Source organism: Pigmentibacter ruber, assembly GCF_009792895.1.
Taxonomy (GTDB): domain Bacteria; phylum Bdellovibrionota_B; class Oligoflexia; order Silvanigrellales; family Silvanigrellaceae; genus Silvanigrella; species Silvanigrella rubra.
This window is the reverse complement of the sequence record NZ_WSSC01000003.1, coordinates 451,489-477,498: the sequence shown is the minus strand read 5'-3', so window position 1 is coordinate 477,498 and position 26,010 is coordinate 451,489. Positions and strand designations below refer to the sequence as shown.

Annotated in this window: 19 protein-coding genes and 2 tRNA genes; 13 read left to right on the top strand and 8 right to left on the bottom strand. The window is 30.3% G+C overall.

Annotated features, from left to right (window positions below):
• Nucleotides 1–67 precede the first annotated feature (67 nt).
• Nucleotides 68–1,111 carry a M23 family metallopeptidase gene (locus GOY08_RS11110; RefSeq protein WP_158998975.1) on the top strand — a complete coding sequence of 348 codons (1,044 nt, stop codon included), beginning with the start codon at nt 68–70 and terminating at the stop codon, nt 1,109–1,111.
• 32 nt (nt 1,112–1,143) lie between these two features.
• On the opposite strand, the gene GOY08_RS11105 is transcribed toward GOY08_RS11110, so the two are convergent.
• Nucleotides 1,144–2,748 carry a hypothetical protein gene (locus GOY08_RS11105; RefSeq protein ID WP_158998974.1) on the bottom strand — a complete coding sequence of 535 codons (1,605 nt, stop codon included), beginning with the start codon at nt 2,746–2,748 and terminating at the stop codon, nt 1,144–1,146.
• Nucleotides 2,749–2,886: 138 nt separating this feature from the next.
• On the opposite strand from GOY08_RS11105, the gene GOY08_RS11100 reads away from it, so the two are divergent.
• Nucleotides 2,887–3,387: a c-type cytochrome gene (locus GOY08_RS11100; protein ID WP_158998973.1), complete on the top strand. Its 501-nt coding sequence runs from the start codon at nt 2,887–2,889 to the stop codon at nt 3,385–3,387.
• On the opposite strand, the gene GOY08_RS11095 is transcribed toward GOY08_RS11100, so the two are convergent.
• Nucleotides 3,384–4,037 carry a peptide deformylase gene (locus tag GOY08_RS11095; protein WP_158998972.1) on the bottom strand — a complete coding sequence of 218 codons (654 nt, stop codon included), beginning with the start codon at nt 4,035–4,037 and terminating at the stop codon, nt 3,384–3,386. The two genes, GOY08_RS11100 and GOY08_RS11095, sit on opposite strands and share 4 nt — an antisense overlap.
• Before the next feature lie 282 nt (nt 4,038–4,319).
• Here GOY08_RS11095 and pnp point away from each other — a divergent pair, with 282 nt between their 5' ends.
• Nucleotides 4,320–6,443 (top strand): polyribonucleotide nucleotidyltransferase, encoded by a 2,124-nt coding sequence (gene pnp, locus GOY08_RS11090; protein WP_158998971.1) that lies wholly within the window; start codon nt 4,320–4,322, stop codon nt 6,441–6,443.
• 81 nt (nt 6,444–6,524) lie between these two features.
• Complete coding sequence (locus GOY08_RS11085) at nt 6,525–6,845, top strand: hypothetical protein (protein ID WP_158998970.1); 321 nt, start codon at nt 6,525–6,527, stop codon at nt 6,843–6,845.
• Between the two features lie 140 nt (nt 6,846–6,985).
• Here GOY08_RS11085 and GOY08_RS11080 read toward each other — a convergent pair whose 3' ends face one another.
• From GOY08_RS11080 to GOY08_RS11070, 3 genes are all read right to left on the bottom strand, one after another.
• Nucleotides 6,986–8,605, bottom strand: a complete 1,620-nt coding sequence (locus GOY08_RS11080; protein WP_158998969.1) for a hypothetical protein — start codon at nt 8,603–8,605, stop codon at nt 6,986–6,988.
• A gap of 516 nt (nt 8,606–9,121) precedes the next feature.
• A complete protein-coding gene (locus GOY08_RS11075; protein WP_158998968.1) occupies nt 9,122–9,952 on the bottom strand; it encodes an alpha/beta fold hydrolase in 831 nt (276 codons plus the stop codon).
• A 7-nt stretch (nt 9,953–9,959) separates the two neighbouring features.
• On the bottom strand, nt 9,960–11,540 hold the full coding sequence (locus tag GOY08_RS11070; protein WP_158998967.1) for a hypothetical protein: 1,581 nt from the start codon (nt 11,538–11,540) through the stop codon (nt 9,960–9,962).
• 53 nt (nt 11,541–11,593) lie between these two features.
• On the opposite strand from GOY08_RS11070, the gene GOY08_RS11065 reads away from it, so the two are divergent.
• The 4 genes from GOY08_RS11065 to GOY08_RS11050 all read left to right on the top strand — a co-directional run bounded on the left by GOY08_RS11065 (nt 11,594) and on the right by GOY08_RS11050 (nt 15,766).
• The gene (locus GOY08_RS11065) at nt 11,594–13,039 is read left to right on the top strand and encodes an amidohydrolase family protein (protein ID WP_158998966.1); all 1,446 of its coding nucleotides are present in this window, start codon (nt 11,594–11,596) and stop codon (nt 13,037–13,039) included.
• A gap of 63 nt (nt 13,040–13,102) precedes the next feature.
• A tRNA-Gln gene (locus tag GOY08_RS11060) sits at nt 13,103–13,176 on the top strand.
• Between the two features lie 34 nt (nt 13,177–13,210).
• Complete coding sequence (locus GOY08_RS11055; RefSeq protein ID WP_158998965.1) at nt 13,211–13,387, top strand: hypothetical protein; 177 nt, start codon at nt 13,211–13,213, stop codon at nt 13,385–13,387.
• Nucleotides 13,388–13,498: 111 nt separating this feature from the next.
• Nucleotides 13,499–15,766: an alkaline phosphatase family protein gene (locus tag GOY08_RS11050; RefSeq protein ID WP_158998964.1), complete on the top strand. Its 2,268-nt coding sequence runs from the start codon at nt 13,499–13,501 to the stop codon at nt 15,764–15,766.
• A gap of 98 nt (nt 15,767–15,864) precedes the next feature.
• Here GOY08_RS11050 and GOY08_RS11045 read toward each other — a convergent pair.
• Together GOY08_RS11045 and GOY08_RS11040 are read right to left on the bottom strand one after the other, a co-directional pair.
• Nucleotides 15,865–15,941 (bottom strand) — tRNA-Gly (locus GOY08_RS11045).
• Between the two features lie 96 nt (nt 15,942–16,037).
• A complete protein-coding gene (locus GOY08_RS11040) occupies nt 16,038–16,859 on the bottom strand; it encodes a type IV toxin-antitoxin system AbiEi family antitoxin domain-containing protein (RefSeq protein WP_158998963.1) in 822 nt (273 codons plus the stop codon).
• A gap of 100 nt (nt 16,860–16,959) precedes the next feature.
• Between GOY08_RS11040 and GOY08_RS11035 the strand changes: the two genes are divergently transcribed.
• The 3 genes from GOY08_RS11035 to nth are packed head-to-tail and all read left to right on the top strand — an operon-like array spanning nt 16,960 to nt 22,753.
• Nucleotides 16,960–19,182, top strand: coding sequence for a sulfatase-like hydrolase/transferase (locus GOY08_RS11035; protein WP_158998962.1), 2,223 nt, complete (start codon nt 16,960–16,962; stop codon nt 19,180–19,182).
• On the top strand, nt 19,179–22,094 hold the full coding sequence (locus tag GOY08_RS11030) for a sulfatase (RefSeq protein WP_158998961.1): 2,916 nt from the start codon (nt 19,179–19,181) through the stop codon (nt 22,092–22,094). Before GOY08_RS11035 ends, GOY08_RS11030 begins: the two co-directional genes overlap by 4 nt.
• Complete coding sequence (gene nth / locus GOY08_RS11025; protein WP_158998960.1) at nt 22,091–22,753, top strand: endonuclease III; 663 nt, start codon at nt 22,091–22,093, stop codon at nt 22,751–22,753. Before GOY08_RS11030 ends, nth begins: the two co-directional genes overlap by 4 nt.
• Here the strand turns inward: nth and ychF are convergent.
• On the bottom strand, nt 22,743–23,852 hold the full coding sequence (gene ychF, locus GOY08_RS11020; RefSeq protein WP_158998959.1) for a redox-regulated ATPase YchF: 1,110 nt from the start codon (nt 23,850–23,852) through the stop codon (nt 22,743–22,745). The genes nth and ychF overlap by 11 nt on opposite strands.
• Nucleotides 23,853–24,095: 243 nt before the next feature.
• Here ychF and GOY08_RS11015 point away from each other — a divergent pair, with 243 nt between their 5' ends.
• Together GOY08_RS11015 and dnaB are read left to right on the top strand one after the other, a co-directional pair.
• Nucleotides 24,096–24,551 carry a helix-turn-helix domain-containing protein gene (locus GOY08_RS11015; protein ID WP_158998958.1) on the top strand — a complete coding sequence of 152 codons (456 nt, stop codon included), beginning with the start codon at nt 24,096–24,098 and terminating at the stop codon, nt 24,549–24,551.
• A 58-nt stretch (nt 24,552–24,609) separates the two neighbouring features.
• Nucleotides 24,610–25,974: a replicative DNA helicase gene (gene dnaB / locus GOY08_RS11010; RefSeq protein ID WP_158998957.1), complete on the top strand. Its 1,365-nt coding sequence runs from the start codon at nt 24,610–24,612 to the stop codon at nt 25,972–25,974.
• The last annotated feature ends 36 nt before the right edge of the window (nt 25,975–26,010 follow it).

Sequence of the window (26,010 nt, the reverse complement as noted above, 5' to 3'; positions counted from 1 at the left end):
TATTGCTCCATTATTTTCCTTAAAACACCGATAAGAAACAGAGAAAAAAATTTCTTGTGAGGTGTTAGTGTCCGAACTAGGTAAATCCTTTAAAAAAACTAACTACAAGTACAAAAGTACTACGAAAAAAAAATTTTTCGATAGTCATACTATAATTTATGTATCTAAAAAAACTGGGAAAACTCATATTTTTCAATTACCTACTATTTTGCCTCCAATTCTTCTTTTAAGCTCAATAACCATTTTAACAATAGCTGTTACAATGACTTGGAATTACGTAGTTACAAAAAAAGATGCTTTAGAACTAGAAAGACTAAGAGATCAAAGCTTAGGTCTCCAAAGTGAAGTAGAAGCTTTAAATTCAAAAATAAAAAATATTCAAAATCAAGTTGAGCAAGTAAACTATTATTCAGATAAAATTAAAAAAGTAACTACTAGAACAGATGACCGCAAAAAATCAAACAGTATAAAAAGTACAACCCAAAATATTGAAAATAGTAAACCTCCAATAGAACATACTCCTAAAGGAAATGAAATTGGCCCATTGACTAAAGAAGAATTTGATTTATCAAACAAAATGACTGGTCTAAAGTATGATAGCTTAGAGTTAAAATCACTTTTTGATGTCGCAAATGAATCGGAATATAAAACAAATAAACAATTAGAAGATTTAAAAGTGTTTCTTGTTGAAGCTCAAAAACATGCTTTAAAGCTTCAAAGCATACCAGACATTGCACCAGTTAGAGGGCGTTTTACCTCTGCATATGGCTGGCGTGTCAGCCCATTTACTGGCCAAAGTCGAATTCACTTTGGAATAGATATCGCTGCACCTAAAGGTTCACCAATTTTTGCAACAGCAAACGGAACTGTCCATAAAGTGGGACATTCGGATGATTATGGAAAATTTGTTGAATTGATTCATGAAAAAAAAATGATTACTAGATATGCACACACCAGTGTTATTTATGTAAAAGAAGGAGCGAAAATAAAAAAAGGAGATATTATTGCTGCCGTTGGTAATACGGGACATAGTACAGGTCCACATGTTCACTACGAAATAGAAGTTAGTGGAAAAAGACATGACCCGCAAACGTTTATAGTAATCTGGTAAATGGCAATATAATTTCAATGAAAACAATTTAATTAAAATTGCATTCCAACAGAAGCCCTCATTCCATAAACACCTTTATTTAAGGATTGATTATACATTTGCCAAGAATTTCCAACAAACCAATAGCCTGCGTCTAAACCAAAAGTAACTCGATCTAAAGTAGTATATCTATAAGAAATATCAGCTTCATAACCAAGACTATTATTTCCTCCAACACAAAGAACATTGATTGGATTATTTGGATCTACCGTTGGAGAAGTATTAGTACAAATTGAATTTTGCGCATTATAGTTTTGATTCACTGCATTCAACATCCCCCAAATAAATGCTGGCCCAACTGATCCAAAACTTGGATTTTCATAAGTATAATCTAATCTTAAGAAAGTTGTATTTGTAAGAGCACCACCAGGCATACCATTTATTGCTGGTAAAGTATTATTAAACATTAAAAAAGCAGGTTGAATATTTGCATGTAACATCAAAGCAGTTATTGAATTAGTACTATTTGTTGTCCCAGGTGAACTAAATTGATTAGAGTTACCAGAAACATATCCACCTAATAGTCCTACCACATGCGAGGTTTTTCTTTCTTCTGTACCTAGTCTAAGCTGTGCATTTTCTGTGGAAGCTAATGAAGTATTTTCACTAGCTGCAATTTGATATTTTAATTTTAATAAAGCAGCAAATGCTGAAATATTTTGTGATGTACAAGTTTTAGAGCCAGTTGGAGTACCATCAGGAGAAGATGGACACGCAGCAGCTCCGCCTAATGATTGATAATTAGGACTTTGTGTTGAACCCGTTGGGTATAAAATTTCTGAACCTAAATAAAAACTTGAAAGATAAAATTTTGCATATAGATCAAGAATATTTAAGCTTGTATTTGATTTCCCATGAGAGAATTTTGAATACATGACACCTAATTCTTGTCCAACACCTGAGCTAACAACATCTGCAGGATCTGATTTTAATCGAACTTCTACTGTAAATGCATTTGCTTCAGCATCTAGTGATGTAGCACCAACACCTTCAGCATATTTTTCATAATAAAGTCCTATATCAAACGCGTTAAAATCAGTTACTAATGCAACAGCATCGGAAGTTGAAGGTAAACCAGAAAAAGGAGTCCACTCAGCATTTCTATAAATGCCTAAGCCCCAGTGTCTTGGCATGCGTCCGGCTTTTAATAAACCTATTGCTGTCTGATAGGTAAAATAAGCTTGTGTAATATATACATTATCTACTTGTTGAGAATACGCAGAACTATTAGTTGTATTTGCAAAAGGAAGTGGTGATGATGTTCCAGAAGAATTACTTTTTGCTGTAGATGAATTTTGCCCTAAATAGGTTGTTGGTCCTGGATAATTATTATATGCATAATCTATTCCAAGATACAAAGAAAAATTATCAGTGGGTCTTGCTTCAAGAACAAGTCCTATTGGCACACGAATTGCTGAAAAATCTGAACCAACTGGTGGTGAGCCATAAGTTGCTTGACCCACAACTCCTGCATGGCCACTTACCATTAAAGAAGTTGCAGCATAACTAGTATTACCTAGCAATACTAAAGAAGAAGTATAACAGAAATTCAATAATGTTGATTTTTTGTTTTTTAACTTAGGAAGTATAAATTTCATTCAAAACTCCAAAACGAACCTTTTAACTAAAGTCGATCCATCAGCCGCAAACCATAACATGATAAATTTGAAATTGCAGTTTTTTATAGTTAAAAGAAAAGTCCAAGTTCTGAAAAAATCGGAAAGAAGGATTGAAGTATGACAAACAAGACAAATGATGAGAATAATGGAAAAAAGCTTCCTATAAAAGCGATTGGTATATCAATTTTTATTTTATTTATCATTTTAGTTTTAGGATTTATGATATTACCTGCATATTTTGACAAAAATCCCTTTGGAAAACTTCTCACTAATGAGCCAGCACCTTGGGCTATTTCTGATAATCAGGGAAAAATTATGCAGATGACTGAAGCACAAAACAGAGGAAAGCAGCACTACTTGGAATATTGTGCAAGTTGTCATGGGCCAAAAGGAAAAGGAGATGGCCCTTCTTCAATAACTTTAAGAAAAAAACTTCCTAATTTTCTTGATCCAAACACCAAATATTATAATAATTTTGAAAAAGATGGACTTCTAAAAACAATAAACTTAGGAATACCAGAAAGTGAAATGCCTTCTTTTCACTACTTACCGCAAGAAGTTAAAGAAAATATAATTGAATTTTTGATATATCTTAATAAATATAAAAATTATAATTAGAGAAAATCAAACTTTATTTTACTAGCTTCAGTTACTTTTAATTTTTTCATTCTTTTTCTTTCTGCGGGATCATTTTCAAAATCTTTAATATCAGCTATGACATCTGCTTCAGAAAAAGCATTTTTATTCCATCTATCTACTAACATAATCCCATCTAAGTGATCATATTCATGTTGAAAACAAACGCTTGCATATAAATGCGAAGACTTCACAGAAAATTTTTCGCCAAATTCATTTTGCGCATGAATTTCAACATTTAAAAATCTATCTGTATTGAAAGATTCAGCATTTGGAAACGATAAACATCCTTCCCAGTTTACTTTAATAGGTTCAGACATTTCAACCAAAGTTGGGTTTATAAAAACCATTGGGAACTTAGCTTCTATTTCTTTATTGTTACTATCAAAAACTCTGAACGATTCTTTTTTAAATTCAAATTTATCACTTTCAAATGCGGGCTTAAAATCTACTACAAAAATTCGCTTTGAAACACCAATTTGAGGTGCCGCTAATCCGCCTCCATCAAATTCATACATAGTATTGATAAAGTGTTTTAAAAAATCTCTTAATTGGTCTGTAAATTTTTCCACAGGCGTTGCTTTTTTTCGTAAAAGAACATGCGGATAATGTAATACTTTATAAAGTGTCATTAAAAAAACTCTCCAACTATTTTAGCATAAAATTAATTAAAACGATAAAACGCCTTGATGGTTAAATCACCAAATGCAATTAGATTCAACTAAATCTAAAGTAAATGCTTTTTCTTAAGAAAATTATCTGCTAGCATAAACTTTCGACAAACGGGAAACAATGAAGCCGGCGCATGGTGCGTTGGGACTCTCGGATTGGCCGGGAGGATAAACAGCAAACAAATAGCCATACAATTTCTCCCGATTTTTGTCTGGCTATTTAGGATTTATTAAGGTTTTTTCATGTTTAATATCACAGAAAAGTCCATAAAAATTGGTGAAGATGAAATCACCATTGAAACAGGACGTATTGCAAGACAAGCAGGCGGCTCTGTTCTAGTTTCTTGCGGCGGAACACAAGTTCTTGTAACTGCTACAGCAGCGAAAGAAGCTCAAGCAACAGCCTCCTTCTTTCCATTATCAGTAGACTATATTGAAAAATTTTATTCTGCAGGAAGAATTCCCGGCGGATATGTAAAAAGAGAAACACGACCTTCCGATCGCGAAATTTTGATAAGTCGTTTAATAGACAGACCTATTCGTCCTCTCTTTCCAGAAACGTATTTGGTTGAAACACAAGTAATAGCTCAAGTGATTTCTCTTGAAGCAAAAATTTCTCCAGCCCAGCTCGCCATTTTGGGGGCAAGTTGCGCTCTCCATATTTCTGATATCCCTTTTGCAGGCCCTGTTGCAGGCGTAAGAATTGGATTCAAAGATGGAAAGTTTCTAATTAATCCTGCGGAATCTGACTTGCCTACAAGCGATTTAGATTTGGTTGTTGCAGGAACGAAAGATGCAATCCTGATGGTTGAAGCAGCTGCAAACTTTTTGACAGAAGCACAAATATTAGAAGCTATTGAACTAGGGCATAGAGAAATTAAGAAATTATGTGACCTACAAGAACAAATTCGTAAACTATGTGGCAAAGAGAAAAGAACCGTTCCAGAAGCTCCACAAAATAGTGATATGAAATCTATCATTTCTAAAAAATATGCCAAATCTTTAAAAGAAGCATATTCTATAGCTTCTAAAACAGAAAGAAAAAAAGCTATTGAAGCTGTTAAACAAGAAGCTAAATTAGAACTTGTGATAGAAAATGACAAAGAGTCAGAAAAAGCCTTTCAATATTTATTCGAAATGCAGGAATATAAAATTCTTCGCTCTAGCATAATTAAAGATAATCGCAGGGTAGATGGAAGAAGTTCAAAAGATATCAGAAATATTAATTGCCAAGTAGGTGTTTTAAAAAGGACTCATGGTTCAGCTCTGTTTACACGCGGTGAAACTCAATCCCTTGGGGTCATTACACTAGGTACACAAGACGATGCTCAGAGATCTGAATCCATCATGAATGTCTTAGAAGAAAAAACATTCATGTTGCATTATAACATGCCAGGTTACTCCGTTGGTGAAGTAAAACGTTTAGGTTCTCCTGGACGCCGCGAAGTTGGGCATGGAAATTTAGCTGAAAGAGCTTTAAAAGCAACTCTTCCTGCAAAAAATCGTTTTCCATATTCCATTAGAATTGTATCTGAAATTACTGAAAGTAACGGATCAAGCTCAATGGCTTCTGTTTGCTCTGGTACTTTAGCAATGCTCGATGCTGGTGTTCCTTTAAAAGAACCAATCGCTGGTATCGCTATGGGACTTATCTTAGAAGATAAAGAATTTGCTATTCTTTCAGATATCTTAGGTGATGAAGATCATTTAGGAGATATGGATTTTAAAGTTGCAGGCGGTAAAAACGGAATTACAGCTATGCAAATGGATATCAAAATTTCAGGAATTTCAATGGAAATTCTTGAACAAGCACTTGCACAAGCTAAAGAAGGTAGAACTTTAATTTTAGACAACATGTTGCGTGTAATATCAAGACCAAACGATCTTAGTCAATTGGCTCCAAGAATTGAACAAATTAAAATTAAGCCTGAAAGAGTGCGTGATTTAATTGGTCCAGGTGGAAAAAATATTAAGAAAATAGTTTCAGATACTGGTTGTAAGCTTGAAGTTAACGATGAAGGAATTGTTAGTATTGCTTCAACAGATGGTAATTCGGCGGCAAAAGCAAAACGCATGGTAAACTATTTAACTACTGATCCTGAAATTGGTGAAATTTATCTTGGAATTGTCAAGAAAACTGCTGATTTTGGAGCATTTGTTGAAATTAAACCTGGTGTTGAAGGTCTAGTGCATATTTCACAACTAGCCGCAACTAGAATTAATAAAACAGAAGAAGTAGTGAAAGAAGGCGATGAAGTTATGGTCAAAGTGATTGAGCTTGATCGTACTGGTAGAATTAAGTTAAGTAGAAAAGATGCCATTGGAAAAAGTCCTTCTGTAGAAGGTACTAAACCATGGATAGTTTAAACTTTCCTTAGGAATTTAATTTCTATTTAATTTCAAAGAAAACACCCGAAGTAAGAAACATATTCTTTCGGGTGTTTTTTTATGCTTAGAAAATATGTTTATTTATTAATTATAATATTATTTAATTTAATATACTATCCATTTTCATATTCAGGTGGTTTTAGTGCAAATTGGGTAGATATTATGATTCTGCATAATGGAAAGTATCGAGTTATAATAAAATACACAAATTTAAATATCGGTGAATATAGAGAAGCTTATGTAGATTTTGAATCAAAAAAAGAAGCAATCGAAGTCTTTCAAAAATTAGCCTTAGGTGCTGACTTTTATTGGGGTAGTAATAAAACAATTCATTTTCATGAGACTCCAGATAAGTTAAAGCCATATGGAAAAGGTAATTAATTTTTAGAGAAGACTTACATGTAACCAAAAAATTTTTAATACTTGTTAATATTTAAATTTTTCTCACTAAATTAAACCAATCTGAATAAATATAAGAAAAAAAAATTAATATCTTAATTTTTTTTTGCAACAGATCTTATTTACATATATTTTATAATTCTAGCATCCGCATCTTTTATATATCTTGTGTTATACATTCTCTCTAATGAATTTTTTATTTCGTTATTGCATTTATTTACTTTTTCTTTATCTAGTATAAAATTTTTATATCCATGAGTAATTGAAGAAATTTTTTTGAATAAATTAACTCTTTCATTAAATTTTAAAAAAATTTTGTTCTTTAGATTTTCATTATTTCTTTCTGAAGAGTTGTATATAATTTTTTTATAAAAATAAGTCTCTGTATTTATTATTTTATATATTATCGACCATTGATATTCCTTAAGAATAGATAAATCTTCAGATTTAAAAAAAATTAACATTCTCTTATCATATAAAGGAAACGCACTTGGTCTAAATGGAGAATTTTTGATTACATCTTTATTATATGAACCTTTTAGAAAAATATCCATAAAATTTTCTAAATAATTTTCATCAATACAATAACTTACATTTTTGCCATAGATTTTTGATCTATATTCTTTATAACCTTGTGAATATTCTTTTTCACTATATGTTTCTTTATCATAATACTTTATTGGTGCAAATGATAATGTTTTCGAAATAATACCTTCATTAATTCTCAATGTATTTAATGATTGTCCATGATCAATTTTAATTAATTTTTCATCCGGTCCAAAACCAAAATTGCCTTCATGAAGATCATTTTCTTCCAAAAACATTGATGAAATCAAAATGTACATAAAACCCTGTAAATCTTTCCTAAATTTGTTTATAATTTCTATAGAAGGGATACCATTATCCAAAAATTTTCTAATGGGTTCATATTTAACTAAATATTGTATGACGCCTTGACTTGGTCCCGTTTTTGTTCTCGGTTGTGAATTTCCTATCAAATACCTGTATATTTCTCCAGTAACACATTCAATTAATGACTCTTGTTCTTTTTCTAAAGGTTTAAAAACACGTTCTTTAAACTCCCCTTTCCTACTAATTTTTTCAATAAAAAAAACTTTATTAACACCTACAGGAGCATTAGTTGGTCTTGCCTTGAAATCTTTTAGTGATGAATTTCCTTTCGATCCTGTTACAATAAATTTGTTTAAACCACTTTCTTCAATATATGGATGAACAATATTTTTAAAAATATGAATATAAACATTACTCAAAAATCCTTCATCGGCCATTTTAAATAAGTAATGTTTAAAGTTTACATTTTTGGGATCATCACTATCAATAATTTTTTTTTGTATATTTTCCATATGCTTGCCAATGCAAAAATTAGAGTACCTATTTTCATATTTAATGGTATAAAATTGACTTATCACATAATCTGACATAAAATTTACAAAATATTGTAATTTAGATTTAATAACATCTTTATTTTTCTCTGAAAATTTAAATTTTATATACTTACTTGCATTATCATATACGATATAATTTTCAGTATTATTAATATAGTTTTCAGTTCTATTAATATAATTTGGATTATATTTTATATAATTTGGATTATTAAAGTGATTTTTAATGAACTTATTTTCAAATTGATTATAAAAGATATTAATACCATTTTCCCTCAAATTAATCATATCTTTAAATATTTCTTTTATCAAACTGCAAAATTCATTTTCATCGCTCATAAAATATACTCCAAAATTATTCTATATATTTATCATACCAGGATTAATAATTTCAAAATGTCAAACTTTCGTCTGCTTTGATGGTGAAAGTTATTTTTTAATGATTACTTATTTAAATCCCTAATAGAAATTACAATCTCATGTTTGAATTTCTAAAATTTGTTTTTTAATTTAATGATTTTTTCTCTAATGAGCCAAATAATTAAGGTCATAATGTGTAATAATTTTATTGATAAATAAATCGATATATTCTGAAATAGAAGCTTTTCCTTCTTTTATTATTTATGAGTTAACATAACGTTTTATTTCATTTCTTAATGTGAAAAAATTGTTTAATAAATTCAATTATCATAAGAATATGTAATAATTTTTTATAAAATATGCTTTAATAATAAAGTTTATAATCATTAAATAATACTTATCAAAGAGATTAATTTATAAAGAAATTATACATATTTTAAATACTTATTCTAATTAATTATTTTATAAATGCAGAATTAAATATTTTCAATCTACCTAAACATCAAATTTCAATGAAAATTCATAAAATATAGTTGCAATTTTTTCAGGCGAATCAGTAGTTAAATCATGGCCTAAACCATCTAACACAACTAAAGAAGCCAAAGATGTTTTTTGCCATAAATAAACAGTATTTTGCCATGGCACTAAAGCATCGTCTTTAGAAACAAGAAAAAGATAATTGTATTTTAATTGCTTGCTGTTTAACTTTATTCTATAAAAACTAGCAGAAATTAATTGCCGTAGTAAAGCCATTCTAGAAAAATATTCATTTTCCCAAATATTGTCCCATTTATTAATCCAAAATTCTAAAGGAATATTTCTATTAGCAATTAGATATTTTGCAAAATACTTATGAGATAACTTTCCTGAAAAAAAAGAAAGAATTAGTGAAAATAAAATACTAATTAGCGGAAAAATATATATTCTTTTAACTCCCGATCCCATAGCAGAAGAACTTAAAACAATTATTGATTTACAAGATATTTGATTCCAATTATTATTTCCTAAAATATGAGATATTTCTAAAACAACCATTCCACCTAAACTCATTCCTGCTAAATGAAAATTTTTAATATTATAGTAATTTAATGTGAAAAGAACATCTTGTGCAAATTTTTCAATACTTTTTCTACCAAAAAAATCTTTACTACCACCAGTACCTAATAAATCAACAAAAACAATATCAAAGTATTTTAATAGTTCATTTTCAAAATTTAACCAAAAACTCATTGAACGACCTAGACCTCTAAGCAAAACAATAGGATAATTCAATGGATTTTTTGCCTGTGATTTTACTATGCGAATATTTAAAATTTTATAATTCATGCTTTAGTTAATAACTTTCAAATACAATTTGCGCTTTAAATGGGGTAGTGAATGTTTTTTTAAAGGAAAATTTTTTCAATTTTTCCATTATACATTGTTTTACTTTATCTTGAGAAACCCCACTATTTACAAAATTGAAATCGCTCATAGATATGTTTAGTAATCGCGAATTTTCTTTCAAATTTTTCAATTGAACATTTCCATTTAGAACTAAAAGAGGATCGATAACCTCTTGATCTGAAACACAAACAGTAACTTCTGTTGAGACAAAATCTCTTAATTCAGCTAGCTGACTTTCTAGTCTTTTATTTGTCTTTTTAGTTCCTGTCAAAATTATTTTTAATTGAATATCGCCAATTATTCTGTCTTTTTTCATCAATTCACCAGAGTATGCATTAAATATTTTTTTAACTTCGAACATTTTTTTTAAACTTACAATTTCATAATTTCTTTTAAAATAAAAAACTATTCCGCCATCATTATTTTCCGTATCTTCTTTTTTTATTTCTGAACTACCCAAAAAATATATCCCATTTTTATCTTTATTACCAGTAAGATTAAGTTCAATTATTTTTAAAAGTGTGCGTTCTTTTATATTTTGAATTTTAAAATAATCATCATTCATTTTAAAATACTTTTTTAACTCCTTTGCTTTAATAATCAGAGGATATGTTTGAAATTTTTTTTCAGAAAGATCTTTTGAAGCAATCGTCATCGACTGCATATTCCAAACTCCATTTGGTAAATAAAATTTCTGAATAAAAGTATTATGTATATTACAAGGACTTTTATCATAATTTACTTTTCTATAAAACACATATTGCAGTAAATCTGTTTTATTTACCCAAACCGTTTTTAAAATTCCCTTTATATCGCAACTAACATCAACCAACATACCGAGGTTATTAGAATTAGGATGCCTAATTTTTGAGCCATTTAATTGAAGAGGAGGAAATATTTTATTTGCATACATAAATTTTACTTTATTTGAAAATAATTTATTTTTTAATGATTTTATTTCATTATATATTTCATTAATTTCAATATAGTCATCTTCAATAATGTCATAATAGTTTGTAAAATCAGCTAATTGATTATTTTTAATGTCAAATTTTGTTTCAAAAGAAACTTCTGGCATTGGAGAGATATGATTATTTTGAATTTGAACCTGCAAGTATTTATCTTTATCTTTCTTATAAAGATTTGTTGCAAGAACCTCAAACTGAGAAATCTCACCTTTATTTATTCTATACTTAAGTATTAGTCCCTTAAATTCATATTTTCCTTCTTCAAATTCATTGAATTTTTTAGCAAAAAATATTTGACTTCTTTTTTTCTTATTTAAGATCACAATAGCATTTCTTTTACCTACAAAAGACATTTCTTTTAATATTACTCTGTCATTGCTTTTATCGTAGAAATTTAAACTAATTGATTTTATTTCTAAATTAAAATCATCAGGAATATTTGGGTTTAGTGTCAGTGTCCATGCAATAGGAGTCCACAAATATCCTGATTCTTTTGCATGCAATTGCAGCTGAAAAAGAAAATGAAAGATAAATATTGCATAACATATAAATTTCTTCATAATATCTCTAACGATGATTTTCTTTTATGAAAGCATTATTTTCGGAGAACTCTGTGAATTGTAATGATATTGTTTTTTCCAAAAAAGTACTCCTCAAAGAAGGGGCTTTATACAAAATTTTTCCTGCTTCAATTGAAATATCAGGAAATCAAATCATAAATGTCACAAAACTCTCTTTAGAATCGTATCAAGCTTCAATACAAAAGGAAACTGAACTAAAAAATAGAAATACTCATGATTTTGGCGATCGGATAGTAACCCCAGCTTTTATAAATTGCCATACACATGTAGCAATGAATTTCTTTCGCACATTTTTCCAACAAAATTCTAAAAGTAATAATATAATTGAAGAATTTTTCTATAAAGCAGAATCTGCATTGACACCAGATGATGTACGCGCATTTGCAAGAATTGGTGCATATGAAAATATATTAAATGGCAATGGATTAATTTGGGATCATTATTACTATGGAAATGAAATTGCGAATGCTTGTTCTGATGTTGGCATTTCAGCTGTAATTGCACCAACAATACAAGACCTTAGCGGTCCTGGAATGAAATTTCATCAAGAAATGATTAACGAAACTATTGAAATTTTCTCAAATTCAACTTTTGAAAAAGCAGGTATTTATTCTGCCTTTGGACCTCACGCTACAGATACTGTTAGTAAAGATATGTGGTTAAAAATATTAAATTTATCTGAAGAATACAAAATACCAATTCATACCCATGTCTCTCAATCACTTGAAGAAGTATCGAGAATATATAAAAAATATAAAAAAACTCCTATTCAATATTTAGATTCCCTTGGTATTACAAAAAATACTGCTTCTAATTTATTTGTTCATTGTATTTATTTAAATAATTCCGATTTAAAAATTTTGCAGGCAAAAAATAATTCTTTAGTTTTTTGTCCCTTTTCTCAATTAATTTTTCAATCGCCAGCAAATATTATTGAATGGGATAAACATAAAATAAAATGGTTTATTGCCACAGATTGTGTTGCCAGCAATGATTCAATGAATCTGCAAAAAGAATTAAAATTAGTCGCTGGTTTCCCTAAATTTCAACCAACATTTAGTTTGAATTCTAAGCTTATCTCAAAATTTTCCGATAAAACAAAAAAACAATTTTTAAAAGATACATTAAAAATAAATAAAACATATCATAAATTTTCTGATCCAAGTTTTTTACTGCATAAAGTATTTGAAGGCCCTGGGACTTTCCATAATTTTTTTAAAACAGGAATTATTCAGACAGGGGCATTAGCAAACCTTATTGTTTGGGATGTAGATCATCCAGCTTTATGGCCGTGTGATAATTTCCCTAAAATCCTTGCAATGGGAGACACTACAGGTGCTATTTATAATATGATGATAGGTGGTAAATGGATCAGTAAAAATGGAAATTTTATACATGGGTTATTAAATTCTGACAAATACCAAAGTCATCTCAACGAAGCTAAATTAAGATTAAAACATTTGCTTAAAAAATTGTAATTGATTGCTTCCATATTCTTTCTTGTTTTTTTTAATTGAAAGAGATAACTTACTTTTGCCACTTGGGGAATCGTCTAATGGCAGGACACCGGATTCTGATTCCGTATGTTTAGGTTCGACTCCTAATTCCCCAGCCAATCATTAAAATTATTTGTTGTTTAAGGAGAAGCTATGAATGAATCAAATCATAACTTTCATCCTAACGATAAAAAAATTCAACTCACCCCCGAAATAAATAGACTTGTAGAAATTAATAAAAAAAATAAATATAAATACTTACTAAATAATTTATTAAAGAAAAATTCAATCAACCGTGAAAAAATTATGTTAAAAAAGAATAATCAATAATTACCTTTACTTTTTTATATTTTATAACACAAGAATGATATTAAAAAAATTATTTGTTAATTTGAAAAAGAATTGATCAAGTGGTATGTTTCCTTAAAAAAGGAGGCTATCTTGATAGTAAAATTTTTTAGTAATATTTCTAAAATATTTATAATTTCAAACATTGTTATTTCTTGTCAAACTATCCAAAAAAATAATGAAAAAACTAGTAATAAAGAAAATCAAAGAAATAATGTAATTTTGTTTGTGTGGGATGGTTTAAGACCAGATGTATTAAGCGATCCAAAAGCACACAATCTAATAAAAAATTTAAGATATATAGCTAATAATGGTGTTGAATTTAAAGATAATCATTCTGCATATCCAACTTTTACTATGAATAATGCACAAGCATTTGCTACGGGTAGTTATGCTGGAAAAAGCGGTTTTTTTGGTAATTATATTTATGAGCCATGGCGTGCGCAAAAAATTTATGGTGACGCTTCAAATGCTAATGGGACGAATATCACAAGTACTTTTTTATCGCCAATTTTTACTGAAGATTACAAAATTCTTCAAGCACTAGATCAACCTTATACAGGTTTTGAAAAACTAAATGAACCTCTTGTTCAAGTTTCAACTCTATTAGAATCAGCGCATTCATCTGGTCTTGTAACTGCAGTTGTTGGAAAATCTGGACCTGCTTTTTTTCAAGATTACAAAGCAAAAGGCTATATCTTAGATGAAAAACATGTTTGGCCACTTAGTCTTGCGCAAGAACTTCAGAACAATAATTTTAAACTCCCTAAATTAACAAGTATTGCTTATCCGGGAAAAGAATTTAAATTAGCAGCTAATAATGGAGATCCTACAGCAAGTGAGCCATTAATATTACTTGAAAATAGTGAAGATGTTACCGATCCTAGCCAAGCAAAAACTTCTCCCTTTAACAAAAAAAATGAGTATATGGCAGATATTTTCTTAAATTATATACTCCCAAATAAACTTCCTAATTTAAGTGTCGTATGGCTTAGAAATCCTGACTCAACTCAACATGAATATGGTCCAGGTAGCGAACCTTACTATGATGCATTAAAATCTAATGATATTGTTTTAGGTAAAATTTTTTCTAAATTAAAAGAATTAAACTTATTAGATAAAACAAATATAATAATTGTTTCTGATCATGCCCATAGCAATATTTTAGCCACAAAAAGAGAAGATTCTGAAGGATATCCTCAACTAGTTTATCCTTTACATGAAATTAAAAATGGAAAAATTTTATCTAAAACTAATAGTCAAAAAAAATTTGATCTTGAAAAAAATAAAAAATTATTATTAACAACTGGATATTCTACTTCAGGAATTGTAAGAACTGCTGATTTAATTACAAAGGCAAATTTAAAAACTTCACAAGGAAATAAAATTGCAGCTTTTGACGGTGCTGGTTGTTCATTTAATTCACCAATGGCAGGAGTACTTAATGAAGATGGCTCTATTAATACATCATCAGAAGGTTACAATAATGCAGATGGTAGTTGTGTAGATAAAAATAATAAAAATTCAGCTTATACTTCACCAGCATATTTTGTCCCTAGAAATCTTTCAAATTCAGATGGTATTGAAAAGGTAGTTATTGCAGCAAATGGAGGAACTGATTATGTCTATATTCCAAATCATAATCAACAAGTAGTCGAGGCTTTAGCTAATTTTTTCCAAAGACGTCAAGAATATTCAGCAATATTTATCGACGACAAAAGATATACCGGAATTGATAAAGAGTTGGCTGGTACTTTACCATTATCATTTATTAAATTGGAAAATCAATATGGAAAAAATCCAGATATGGTGATTAGCCTTACACATAATCCAAATGTTGTAGTTAATGGATTACCGGGAACTGAATTTGATTCGACTGATGGATACGGACAAAGAGGCGATCATGGCTCCTTCGGTCGGACAGATGTTAACAATATTTTATTAGCTATAGGCCCTAATTTTAATTCACACATGAAAAATTATTTGCCAACAGGTAATGTGGATGTTGCTCCAACCATAGCAAAAATACTTAATCTAAAATTACCAAATACGGACGGAAGAGTAATGCATGAAGTATTAAAACAATCTAATATATCAGCTAATGATTATAAAGTTAGTCATCTTCAAATAACATCAAATCCAAAGTGTAACCTTGAAATATATGAACCAACTACGCATCCTATTAATTTCAATTCAGATGCTAAAAATAAATTTATTGATCCTGAAATCAATAGTTTTCATACTGAGTTAAATACAAAAATATTAGAAACTAGTAATAAAGAAAAATATATTTACTTTGATTCAGCAGAAGGAAAAAGAAGTAAAGAATGTCCAAAAGTAACTTTTAAAGAACTTAACTAAACCAAAATATAAAATAATCAGTAATTTGGAGTTATTTTTAGAAATAAAAATTCAGCAAAAAAAAACAGACCTAGATAACTACTAGATCTGTTTTTTTTTGGAGCGGGAAAAGGGACTCGAACCCTCGACCCTCGCCATGGCAAGGCGATGCTCTAGCCAACTGAGCTACTCCCGCACCTGAGAGTAAAACTTTATGTACTGAAAGTGATAAATAGAGTCAAGTTGTTTCCGTTAGAAAAATGTCAGAACAGGTAATAAAATTATTAACAGCTTAATTTTGCTGGGTAAATTGAACCTTCCATTTATTCTTACTTTCATGAAAAGCAGAATCACTAGCAATCACATTTTTTTGTTTATGCCCCAAAGTATCAGTACTATCATATAATATTGGCCATTCCGTTTGTTTGCGACTCATTCTATCTTTAATATAATTAAAAAAAGGCTCCTGAATGCTCCAATGACTAAAATTCTTCTCAAATAAAAACCCTAATCTATTAAACAAAGCCTGAACATTGCAGTCTGTGGCGTATTTTAAAATCTTTTCAAAATCCGGTAACTCATCAATTTTTCTACACAATCTTAAGAGTTCAGAAAATGGAGGGCAATGCGCAGGCCTTTTTAAGCAATCAACTAATGATTTTTCAAAATTTGTTACCAGAACTGCATATTCTACATCACATTCTCTTAGTAAAAAAGTTTCCAAACCATGGGGCTCAGGGCTCTGACACCAAAAATAATGAATTCCCTCAAAGCGAAAAGAATTAAACTTTGTTGGACTTACTATGAATACTGTATCATTTTCTTTTGGAATTTCTTTTGCATGAAGTTGCAAGGCAGAATGAAAACCTACATAAGAATAAGGGGTTATTTTACCAGCAACAGCAAATGGAGAGCTTTTTTCGATACTAGGCCTTTCACCAATCTTGCTGACTCTATATAATCCTTGACGAATTGAAAAAATATACCCTCTAGCGGCTAATTCACTAAGACGCTTGCGCAGGGTGTTGCCAGTAGTTTTTAACTTCTCGCGAGCTTCTTCAATTGTAAAGATTTGACCTTGCCTGAAATGCTCGTAAATTTTAGGTAACTTCATGCATTTCTCCAAATGTGTACCCTAATTTAGCAAGTACCATTTAAAGGATACTTTTGGGAGTTTATCACGCTAGGCAATTTTAAAAGAAAAAGGTGTTAAGATGTTGACGGTAAAAATTTGGAGAACTTTTTGGCTTCGTTACTTTTTAGAAAGTTTGATGTTTTATATTCCATTTTTTATTGTTGCATTAATATTTTCATCAGGTTTTGTTTACTTAGGTGAAGATACTTCATCCATATTTCTTATGATTTTTAAGAGCCAACCCGAACTGGTCTTTATATCTCTTGGGAAAATATTTCTAATTTCTTTCCTATTATGTATTGGTCTTCAATTCGTTACCTCATCATTTAGTAAAACTTTCAAAATAATTATTGGGTTTATTTTCTTTCTTTCAGTAATTATTCGTTTAGGAGCATTATATCCTGGCGTTACTGAGAATTGGCTTGTAACGCAAAATTTTGATTTTGTTAGAAGCTTTTTTCAATTTATTTCATCATTAAAAGATGATGCTAGAAGAAGAATTTTAGTTGAATGGTTACCTTTTTATGTTGTATGTGTGTCATTTTTCTTTAATCTTGTTATCCACATGAAATATTTAATTGTACAAAGTAGAAAAGTAAAAAAAGCAAGGTCAAGTATTCATATTAATGAGTTAGATATTGAATCAAAAATTTTCTCCATTCAAGGGATGTCATTTATATTATTTTTTATCTTTGGAAGTATTTTTTTGTATAATTTAACCTCTTCTTTTAGTATTAATCTTCCAAAAAATGAAACAAAGCAAGTCAGACCTAACGTCTTTATTTTTGCCATTGATAGTTTACGTTTTGACAGATTAAATGAACCTGAATTTGCATCGGTAATGCCATTTTTAAAAAGCAAAATTAATGAGGCTGCACTTTTTAAACCTATGCTTGTTGGAATTCCACGGACTTTTCCAAGTTGGGTTGAAATTGCTACTGGAACTTACTCTTCTAAAACTGGTGTACGCTCAATGTTTCCTCCAAGAAATGTAAAAATAAACAAAAAGGAAACTATTTTTGAGGTTGCAAAAAATAGTGGCTATTCAACAATTTTTGTTTCTGATTTTGCTGGAGATATTTTTCCACGTTACCCTTTTGGTTCATTAGAAACTAATGCTCCTACCTCTAATTTAGAATCTTTAGTAGAAAATGGTATTATTTCTGCTTTTAGCCCAATTCAAGCTACTCTTTCTTTACCAAATTTACATCGATTGTTACCAGCTTTATTAGAAACACCTGAAATTGCCGATCCAAGACTTATTGGCAATGCGATGGCAAAAAGTTTGAGTATTTTTTCTTCAACTTCTAGACCTATATTTCTTACTACTTTTTTTTCTACAGCACATTTTCCTTATGCAGCACCAGGACCATGGTATTCTAAATTTCAAGAAAAAGATTCGTCAGGAAAATTATTATTTAGAAAAACACCAGATCAGAGTATTAATAAAGAAACGAACAATTTAAACATTATAAACGAGCAGCAAAAAAAGCAAATTATTTCATTGTATGATGGAAGTTTAAACGCTATCGATCACACTTTAAAAACAATATTTATGCAATTAGAAGAAAAGGGATGGCTTAGACATTCTATTGTTTTAATTTTTGGTGATCATGGAGAAAATTTGTATGATGGAAACTTAGGTATGGGTCATGGAGATGGAGTTGCAGGAGAACATTCAAACGTTACGCCTTTGATGATTTTTTTAAATGGCTATGCACAAACAAGTTTATCTGAATTACCTATCAAAAATATAGTAAGAACTATAGATATTGCGCCTACAATAGCAAAAAGAATTAATGTTAATTTAAATAATAACTATATAGATGGTGAACCTTTATTAGATTTGAATGAAAAAATTTCAGATTTCCCATCAAACGCTGCATATATGGAGACTGGTATTTGGTTTACTTCTGGATTGAATTCACCAGAACGTTTTCCAAGAATTAACTATCCCAATGTAACAGCTTTACTTGATATTGACGCAGGAATGAATTTTGAATTTTTCTTAAGACCAGCATATTCTCAAGCTGTTCCTGGCGTAAAAGAAAGAGCTTGGGTAAATGATAAGTATCGTTTAATTACAAGAACACATTCCAAAGGAATAATACTATCACTCCACTTAAGAACTGATAAAAATGCTGAGAATAATCTTTTAATTTCAAGCAACAATAATAAGTATTATAAAAATATTGCTGAAAATATGTTAAAAGAGTTGAACTCTTATTTATATTCCAGAGGTGTTGAAATAATACAAAATGGAGACAACTCATTTTTTTATGCGGAGAATATTGTTCAATGAAAATGTATAAAATTAGAAGACAATTCATCCGTTTAATTCTCCGCCCTCTAAAAGTTTTAAGACTTTCTTTAGTTTACTTCTATGGACGATTTGCCCTTGCTTTAGCAATCCGCGGAATAAATTTACCAGGACTAAATGCAATCAAAAAAAGAATGCCAACTTCTGCTTTGGGGGCATTTGAACGCCAAGTTTTAATTTATGAAATAAAAAGTGAACGGTATTTCTTTCGGATTGGTCCCTTATGGATTAGAAAATTAATTGATAAAATTTCCTTTTTATTTGCTAAAAATAAATTTTGGTTTCTTATAGTTGTGAAAGCCACTTCAGCAATTATAATTATTGCTATACCTATTTTATTTTTTATATTAATTAGAGGTATTTTACCTGTACCAGAAAGAGTTCCATATAAAAATATAAATAATAAGTTAAGCACAAATTCTAACTTAAAAGTTGATTGGCTTTATACAGAAAGAATTCAACAAAGTAACAGCTATTCTATTTCTGAAAATAACAAGTATAATTTTATTAATCCAAATGATTCCAGAGGTGTTTCTATAACTCCAGTATTAGAAAATAATATTCCTAATGGTCTCCTGCATTTTGGTATTGGTTATTATCCAATTAAATTTAATTTAGTCAGAGGTTTTTTAGTTAGTGAAAATTCTGATATTGAAATTAATAAGTTAAAAAATGTTCCTATTGAAGTTGAGGATGGAAATAAACTTCGAATACAATATTATTTGTTTCCAACAAAGGACAAAAATATTCATCAATGTAAGTTAGAATTATTTGATGAAAATGGAAATATGCTAACTAATTTAATTGAAGATACTCCACAAAAAATTTCTGTTCGCTCAGCAACATCAATAAAAACAGCTTGGAATGAACGATTTGTTCCAAACTCTACTCCAAATTACGGAAACCTTGGCGAATTTATTATAAATCTAAAAATCCCTCCAAAAAAGATTATAGCTAAAGTTACTGAATTGGTTGATAACAAAAACCTTACAAAAAATATATCTTTAAATAATAAAAATAAAGAGTACTATGAAACATTCAAACAATCTTTTCCAAATGCTAATGGTATAGATGTCACAGATGATAATTGTGTTTTTGCCTTAGGCGATTTTAGTTTTGAAAGAAGAGTAGTAAATCCTCCCAAAAGAAGAGGAATTATTTTTATTGTTATTGATACTTTAAAAGCTGAAACAGCTTATGATGAAGATTTAATGCCAAATTTAAATTTTTTTGCTAAAGAAAATGCCATTAAATTTTTAGAGCATAGATCTCAAAGTAACATGACAGTTCCAAGCATTGTTTCACTGATGACATCAAATTATCCAAGGGAAGTAGGTTCTGTTGCGTTTGCATATGCTGCAGATAATAAATCCAAAAAAAGTTTTTATAACAAACAAATTCCTACAATCGCTTCAACAATGCAGAATTTAGGATATAGAGTTGGTGGAATAGGCTGGCTTTCTTTATTCACAGAAGCTTTAGAAGGAGGACTTGATTTAGGTTTTCATAACGCAATTATTACTGAAAACCCTGAATATGAAGCAAGAATTATAACAGAACAAATGGGAAATTGGTTAGAAAATTACGGTGAAGCTCCTTTCTTTCTTTATTTACATTACAATACATCACATGGACCTTATAAACCCCCTGTTGAAAAAATTGATTTAGCCAAGTTTTTTTCCAAACCATTTGGCTTAAATCAAAAAAGACAATTATATAATGGAGTTGCTAGATATTGGGATAGCGAGTTGCCAAATATTATTCAGAAATTAAAAGACTTAGGAATTTATGAAAATGTTGATATTGTTATTACGGCTGATCATGGTGCTCAATTAAATGTTCTTCCTTGGTATTATTTTTTAGGTGTACCTGAAAATATTGATGGGGGATATGCTGACAAAGGAAATTCGTTATTTGATGAAGAAATTAGAGTTCCCTTAATTATAAAATTAGCTGAACAAAAACAACAATACGGACGTACTGTTTCAATTCCAACAACTCATGTTGACTTATTTCCTACAATTTCATCGATTGCTGGAAATCAATCTATTTCTAAAAATTGGAAAGGAATTAATTTTTCGGAAGCATTAAAAAACGATTCTCATCAATCCTTTTTAGATTTACTAAAAAATAGAACCCATATTTATTTCGATGCCCACAAATATGCGGGAATGCTTTATTGGGACGATATATTTATTAATAAACCTATAAAATATATGCGACAATTAACTCCTGATAGTGTAAAATTGTATTTAACTCACAACCCATGGAGTGAAAAAATAAATTGGTATCAACCTGAAATGTTTTCTTATGTAAATTTAAGCGAACATTCTGAAAAAATTGTCCCAAATATTTCTTACCTCGAATTAAAAAAATTGCGCCAAGAATATTTTAAAATATCTCCTTCAGATAAAATGTTACGATTCACTCCAAAATATTCAGGAAATTTAGATTTTAATTTAGAAGTTTTAAATTTTGATGGGATTAATTCACCACAAGTTTCATTAATTCCTGAAAATGTAAAATTTGAAATAATTAGAAAAAATAACAATTTTAAATTGTTTTTTACTGGAAAAGTTAAGCCAGAAGAAGAAATTTGGATTAATTTAGGAAAATCTAATTTAGTAAATCTTGATTTTAAAAGCGAAAATAAATTAGTTGTATGTGCAAATGGAAACATAGTAGATAAAAAATTTGTAACAAAAATAATAAATGAAAATATTTGTTCTTTTTATTCTCCACCAAATAGCCTTATTGAATTAAATTATAGTAATTCAGATAATATTATTGTTATTAAAAAAACATTAGCTAATGAACAGGTGCAACAAATAGAAGGAGCTGGTGCAGGAGCAGCCTTACAAAATGCTCTAAGAGATTGGGGTTATGCCAAATGAAAAAAACTGCAAAAATTATTTCTGACAAAGAAATAATTTATAATATTTTTTCTTCTTTGCACCAAAAATGGCCTGATGCAAAATGTGAATTAAATCATAATAATTCTTTCCAACTACTCATTGCGGTTGTTTTAAGTGCTCAAGCAACCGATAAATCTGTGAACAAAGCACTAGAGCCTCTTTTTACTTCTTATCCGCAATTTTCTCCTAAAGACTTAATAGAAATGGGCGAAGAAAATTTTCTTAAAGTTATAAAAAGTATTGGCTTGGCAAAAACTAAAGCAAAAAATTGTTATAATTTATCAAAAATTCTTGTTACAAAATATCAGGGAGAAGTTCCCAAAAAAAGAGAAGAATTGGAATCTCTACCTGGAGTTGGACGGAAAACTGCAAATGTCGTTCTGAATGTTGTGTATCAACAACCAACAATGGCTGTCGACACACATGTTGATAGAGTTTCGCAAAGAATAGGACTTGTAGAAGAAACAAACGATAGGCTAAAAATTGAAGAACAACTATTAAAAATAGTGCCTAATCAATTTGCACTACAAGCACATCACCTACTTATTTTTCAAGGCAGGTATCATTGCACAGCAAAAAACCCTAAATGTGATTCTTGCCCCATTACAAATTATTGCTTAAAAAAAATTAAACATTAAATAAAAAGTTCATAATATCACCGTCTTTACAGACATAATCACGACCTTCTTTTCTATATAAGCCGGCTTCCTTAACTTTAGTTTCACTGCCTAACCGAATTAAATCATCATATGCATAAACTTCTGCGCAGATGAAACCCTTTTCAAAATCAGAGTGAATCACACCAGCTGCTTGAGGTGCTTTACATGCTTTTGGAATAGTCCAAGCACGAACTTCTTGTACACCCGCTGTAAAATAGGTCATTAATCCCAGAAGCGAATAACCAGCTTTTATCAATCGATCTAAGCCAGGCTCGGTAATTTTTAAATCATCCATATATAATTTAGCTTCTTCTGCATCTAATTGGCCAAGTTCTTCTTCTAGTTTTGCTGATACAACAACAACCTTCGAACCTTCTTTTTCAGCTAAGTTTCTTAATGCGTTTACATGTTTTGAATTTATAGCATTATCTGCAAGTTCATTTTCATTTACATTTGCTGCATAAAGAACTTGTTTCCGCGTAATTAAATGCAAACTTTTGAGATAATCATCTTCATCTTCGTTTAAAGTAACAAAAGATCTTGCAGGTTTTAAACCTTCTAAATGATTTTTTAATCTTAATGCACACTCGTGGGAAGCCAAGATTTTTTTATCATTATTTTTTAATAATCTTGACATTTTATCTAAGCTTTTATTTACAGTTTCAAAATCACTATAAACAAGTTCTGTATTAATTGTATCCACATCTCTAACAGGGTCTGTGCTTCCATCAACATGTGTAACATTTGAGTCTTCAAAGCATCTTACAACGTGCACAATGGCGTCTACTTGCTTAATATGTCCAAGAAATTGGTTTCCTAAACCTTCGCCACGGCTTGCACCCTTTACAAGACCAGCAATATCTACAAATTCCATAAAAGTTGGTACAACACGCTTTGCATTTACAATTTTATTAATATTATCGAGTCTTTCATCAGGGACAGCGACACGACCCACATTCGGCTCAATTGTACAAAAAGGATAATTTGCTGCTTGTGCATTTGCAGTTCTTGTAACAGCATTAAATAGGGTTGATTTTCCAACATTAGGAAGTCCAACAATTCCGCAATTAAATCCCATAAAAACCTCTTTATTCAATGATCTATTGCCATGTAAAACGGCAGCTGGCTACACTAAGATGATTTTCCATCTTAGGCAAGTTCAAATACGAAGGTTGTGCTACTTTGGTTGACACTTCTGTAACTCGTGTTAAACCAATCGTGAGCCTATGATTTGAGTTGACTTTAGTTGAGGCATCGTCTCACTGCGTTAACACTGTCCTGCTGCAACTGGGAATTTATATTTGTATTAAAGGAATATTACATGAATTCTGAAAACCTAAATAGAACTATAGAGGGAGCAACTGTTCAAGGACCTGCGGATGATAACGATAACTCACCAATGGCAAATGAAAAACTTCTAAGTTTTTCTACCTGTCCAGATGAATACAAAATGTTTATTGAGGAAACAAGCTTAGAAAAGTTAGTTTATTGGAAACTCTTTAATTTATTTGAAAAATTTGATGAAGATTCTCCAAACGACATTTTGAAAACTGTTTTAGCTCATGTAGAACGCCCTCTTTTTGCTTTAGTTTTGAAGAAAACGAAAGGCAATCAAAGCAAAGCCGCTGATGTTCTTGGCTGTAATAGAAATACTTTACACCGCAAGTTGAAAGAGTTTTCTATTGAACCTAGAGATTTGCGTAGAGCGCTTAGAAGCTCTGATCAATCCACTCCACGCACTTCTTTTTCTGCTAAAACAGAAGAAGTTTCATTATAAGAATTTTGGAGTTGATGCTCAGATTTATAAATAAAGAGTGTTTTTTATAGGTTAAACAATGACAACAACTCCACAAGTTTCTCATTCAATCACCGGACTTCCGCATTCAAGAGAAGCTGAACAAGCTGTTCTTGGAACTATACTTACTACCCCATCTAGTATTTTTGGGTATACAGATAAACTTATACCCGATTATTTTTTTGATCCTCAACACAAAATTATTGTTGCAGCTATGCGGGAACTTGTAGCTGAAAACAAACCAGCTGATGTTACCTTAGTATATGGGAAACTTCGCGAAAAAGGCGATAACCTAAAAGTAGGTGACCTTGAAGGGGTTAGAAGGCTTTTAGAATTTAATGCGCGTCCAGAACTTCTTGGATACTGGCTTGATGAAGTAAAAAAGTATTGGGAACTGCGCTTGGTTATCGAAGCCTGTGCCGAAATTGTGATCAAAGGTAAAAAAGTAGCTGGGGCAAATGTTGAAGAATTTCTTAGTTTTGCAGAAGCAAAATTTACACAACTTGCAGAATCAAGAATTACAACTGGTTTAATTCCATCTTCGCAGGTGGTAAGACAAACCATTCTTGATTTGGAAAAAATATTTCAAAATCCAGGTAAGATTACTGGTATTCCAAGTGGTTTTTCAGATTTAGATAAAATTACTGCAGGATTTCAACCTTCTGACCTCATTATTTTAGCGGCACGTCCAGCTATGGGAAAAACCTCATTAGCTTTAAATTTTGCTGCTAATGCTGTTCTCTATCATCAAAAGACAGTCGCCTTTTTTAGCCTTGAAATGAGTAATTCCCAGCTTATGCAAAGAATGCTGGCAACAGCTGCTAAAATTGAATCACATAAATTTCGTGATGGTAAAATGACTAGTGATGAATTGGGTCGACTATATCCAGAAGCAGCTTCATTCCAAACTGATAAATTATTATTAGATGATTCACCAGGAATTAGTATTATTGACTTGGCCAGCCGCTGTCGAAAAGTAAAAAGAGAAAAAGGTGCTTTAGATCTTATCATTGTTGACTATTTGCAACTTATGTCCGCCCACGGAGCTGGAAAAGGTTCGCAAAGTCGTGAGCGAGAAATTTCAATAATAAGTATGGGATTAAAATCATTGGCAAAAGAATTAAATTGCCCGGTCATTGCATTATCTCAGCTAAATCGTGGACTAGAACAGCGACCTGATAAACGACCTCGTCCTTCTGATTTACGTGAATCAGGTTCAATTGAGCAAGATGCCGATCAAATTATGTTTGTCTATCGAGATGAAGTTTATAATAAAGAAAGCCCAGATAAAGGAATCGCTGAAATTATTATAGGCAAAAATAGACATGGTTCGATTGACACAGTTAAATTAGCATTTCAAAGTAGTTATACCTCTTTCCATAATTTAGCTCGCTTTGATAATTAATAAATTCTTACCCTCTAAAAATTTTATTAAAAGCAG

Bases quoted from the DNA above. Each gene is read 5' to 3' on its own strand.
- GOY08_RS11105 (WP_158998974.1), bottom strand. From the start codon at position 2,748: ATGAAATTTATACTTCCTAAGTTAAAAAACAAAAAATCAACATTATTG.
- GOY08_RS11100 (WP_158998973.1), top strand. From the start codon at position 2,887: ATGACAAACAAGACAAATGATGAGAATAATGGAAAAAAGCTTCCTATA.
- GOY08_RS11095 (WP_158998972.1), bottom strand. From the start codon at position 4,037: ATGACACTTTATAAAGTATTACATTATCCGCATGTTCTTTTACGAAAA.
- pnp (WP_158998971.1), top strand. From the start codon at position 4,320: ATGTTTAATATCACAGAAAAGTCCATAAAAATTGGTGAAGATGAAATC.
- GOY08_RS11085 (WP_158998970.1), top strand. From the start codon at position 6,525: ATGCTTAGAAAATATGTTTATTTATTAATTATAATATTATTTAATTTA.
- GOY08_RS11080 (WP_158998969.1), bottom strand. From the start codon at position 8,605: ATGAGCGATGAAAATGAATTTTGCAGTTTGATAAAAGAAATATTTAAA.
- GOY08_RS11075 (WP_158998968.1), bottom strand. From the start codon at position 9,952: ATGAATTATAAAATTTTAAATATTCGCATAGTAAAATCACAGGCAAAA.
- GOY08_RS11070 (WP_158998967.1), bottom strand. From the start codon at position 11,540: ATGAAGAAATTTATATGTTATGCAATATTTATCTTTCATTTTCTTTTT.
- GOY08_RS11055 (WP_158998965.1), top strand. From the start codon at position 13,211: ATGAATGAATCAAATCATAACTTTCATCCTAACGATAAAAAAATTCAA.
- GOY08_RS11040 (WP_158998963.1), bottom strand. From the start codon at position 16,859: ATGAAGTTACCTAAAATTTACGAGCATTTCAGGCAAGGTCAAATCTTT.
- GOY08_RS11035 (WP_158998962.1), top strand. From the start codon at position 16,960: ATGTTGACGGTAAAAATTTGGAGAACTTTTTGGCTTCGTTACTTTTTA.
- GOY08_RS11030 (WP_158998961.1), top strand. From the start codon at position 19,179: ATGAAAATGTATAAAATTAGAAGACAATTCATCCGTTTAATTCTCCGC.
- nth (WP_158998960.1), top strand. From the start codon at position 22,091: ATGAAAAAAACTGCAAAAATTATTTCTGACAAAGAAATAATTTATAAT.
- ychF (WP_158998959.1), bottom strand. From the start codon at position 23,852: ATGGGATTTAATTGCGGAATTGTTGGACTTCCTAATGTTGGAAAATCA.
- GOY08_RS11015 (WP_158998958.1), top strand. From the start codon at position 24,096: ATGAATTCTGAAAACCTAAATAGAACTATAGAGGGAGCAACTGTTCAA.
- dnaB (WP_158998957.1), top strand. From the start codon at position 24,610: ATGACAACAACTCCACAAGTTTCTCATTCAATCACCGGACTTCCGCAT.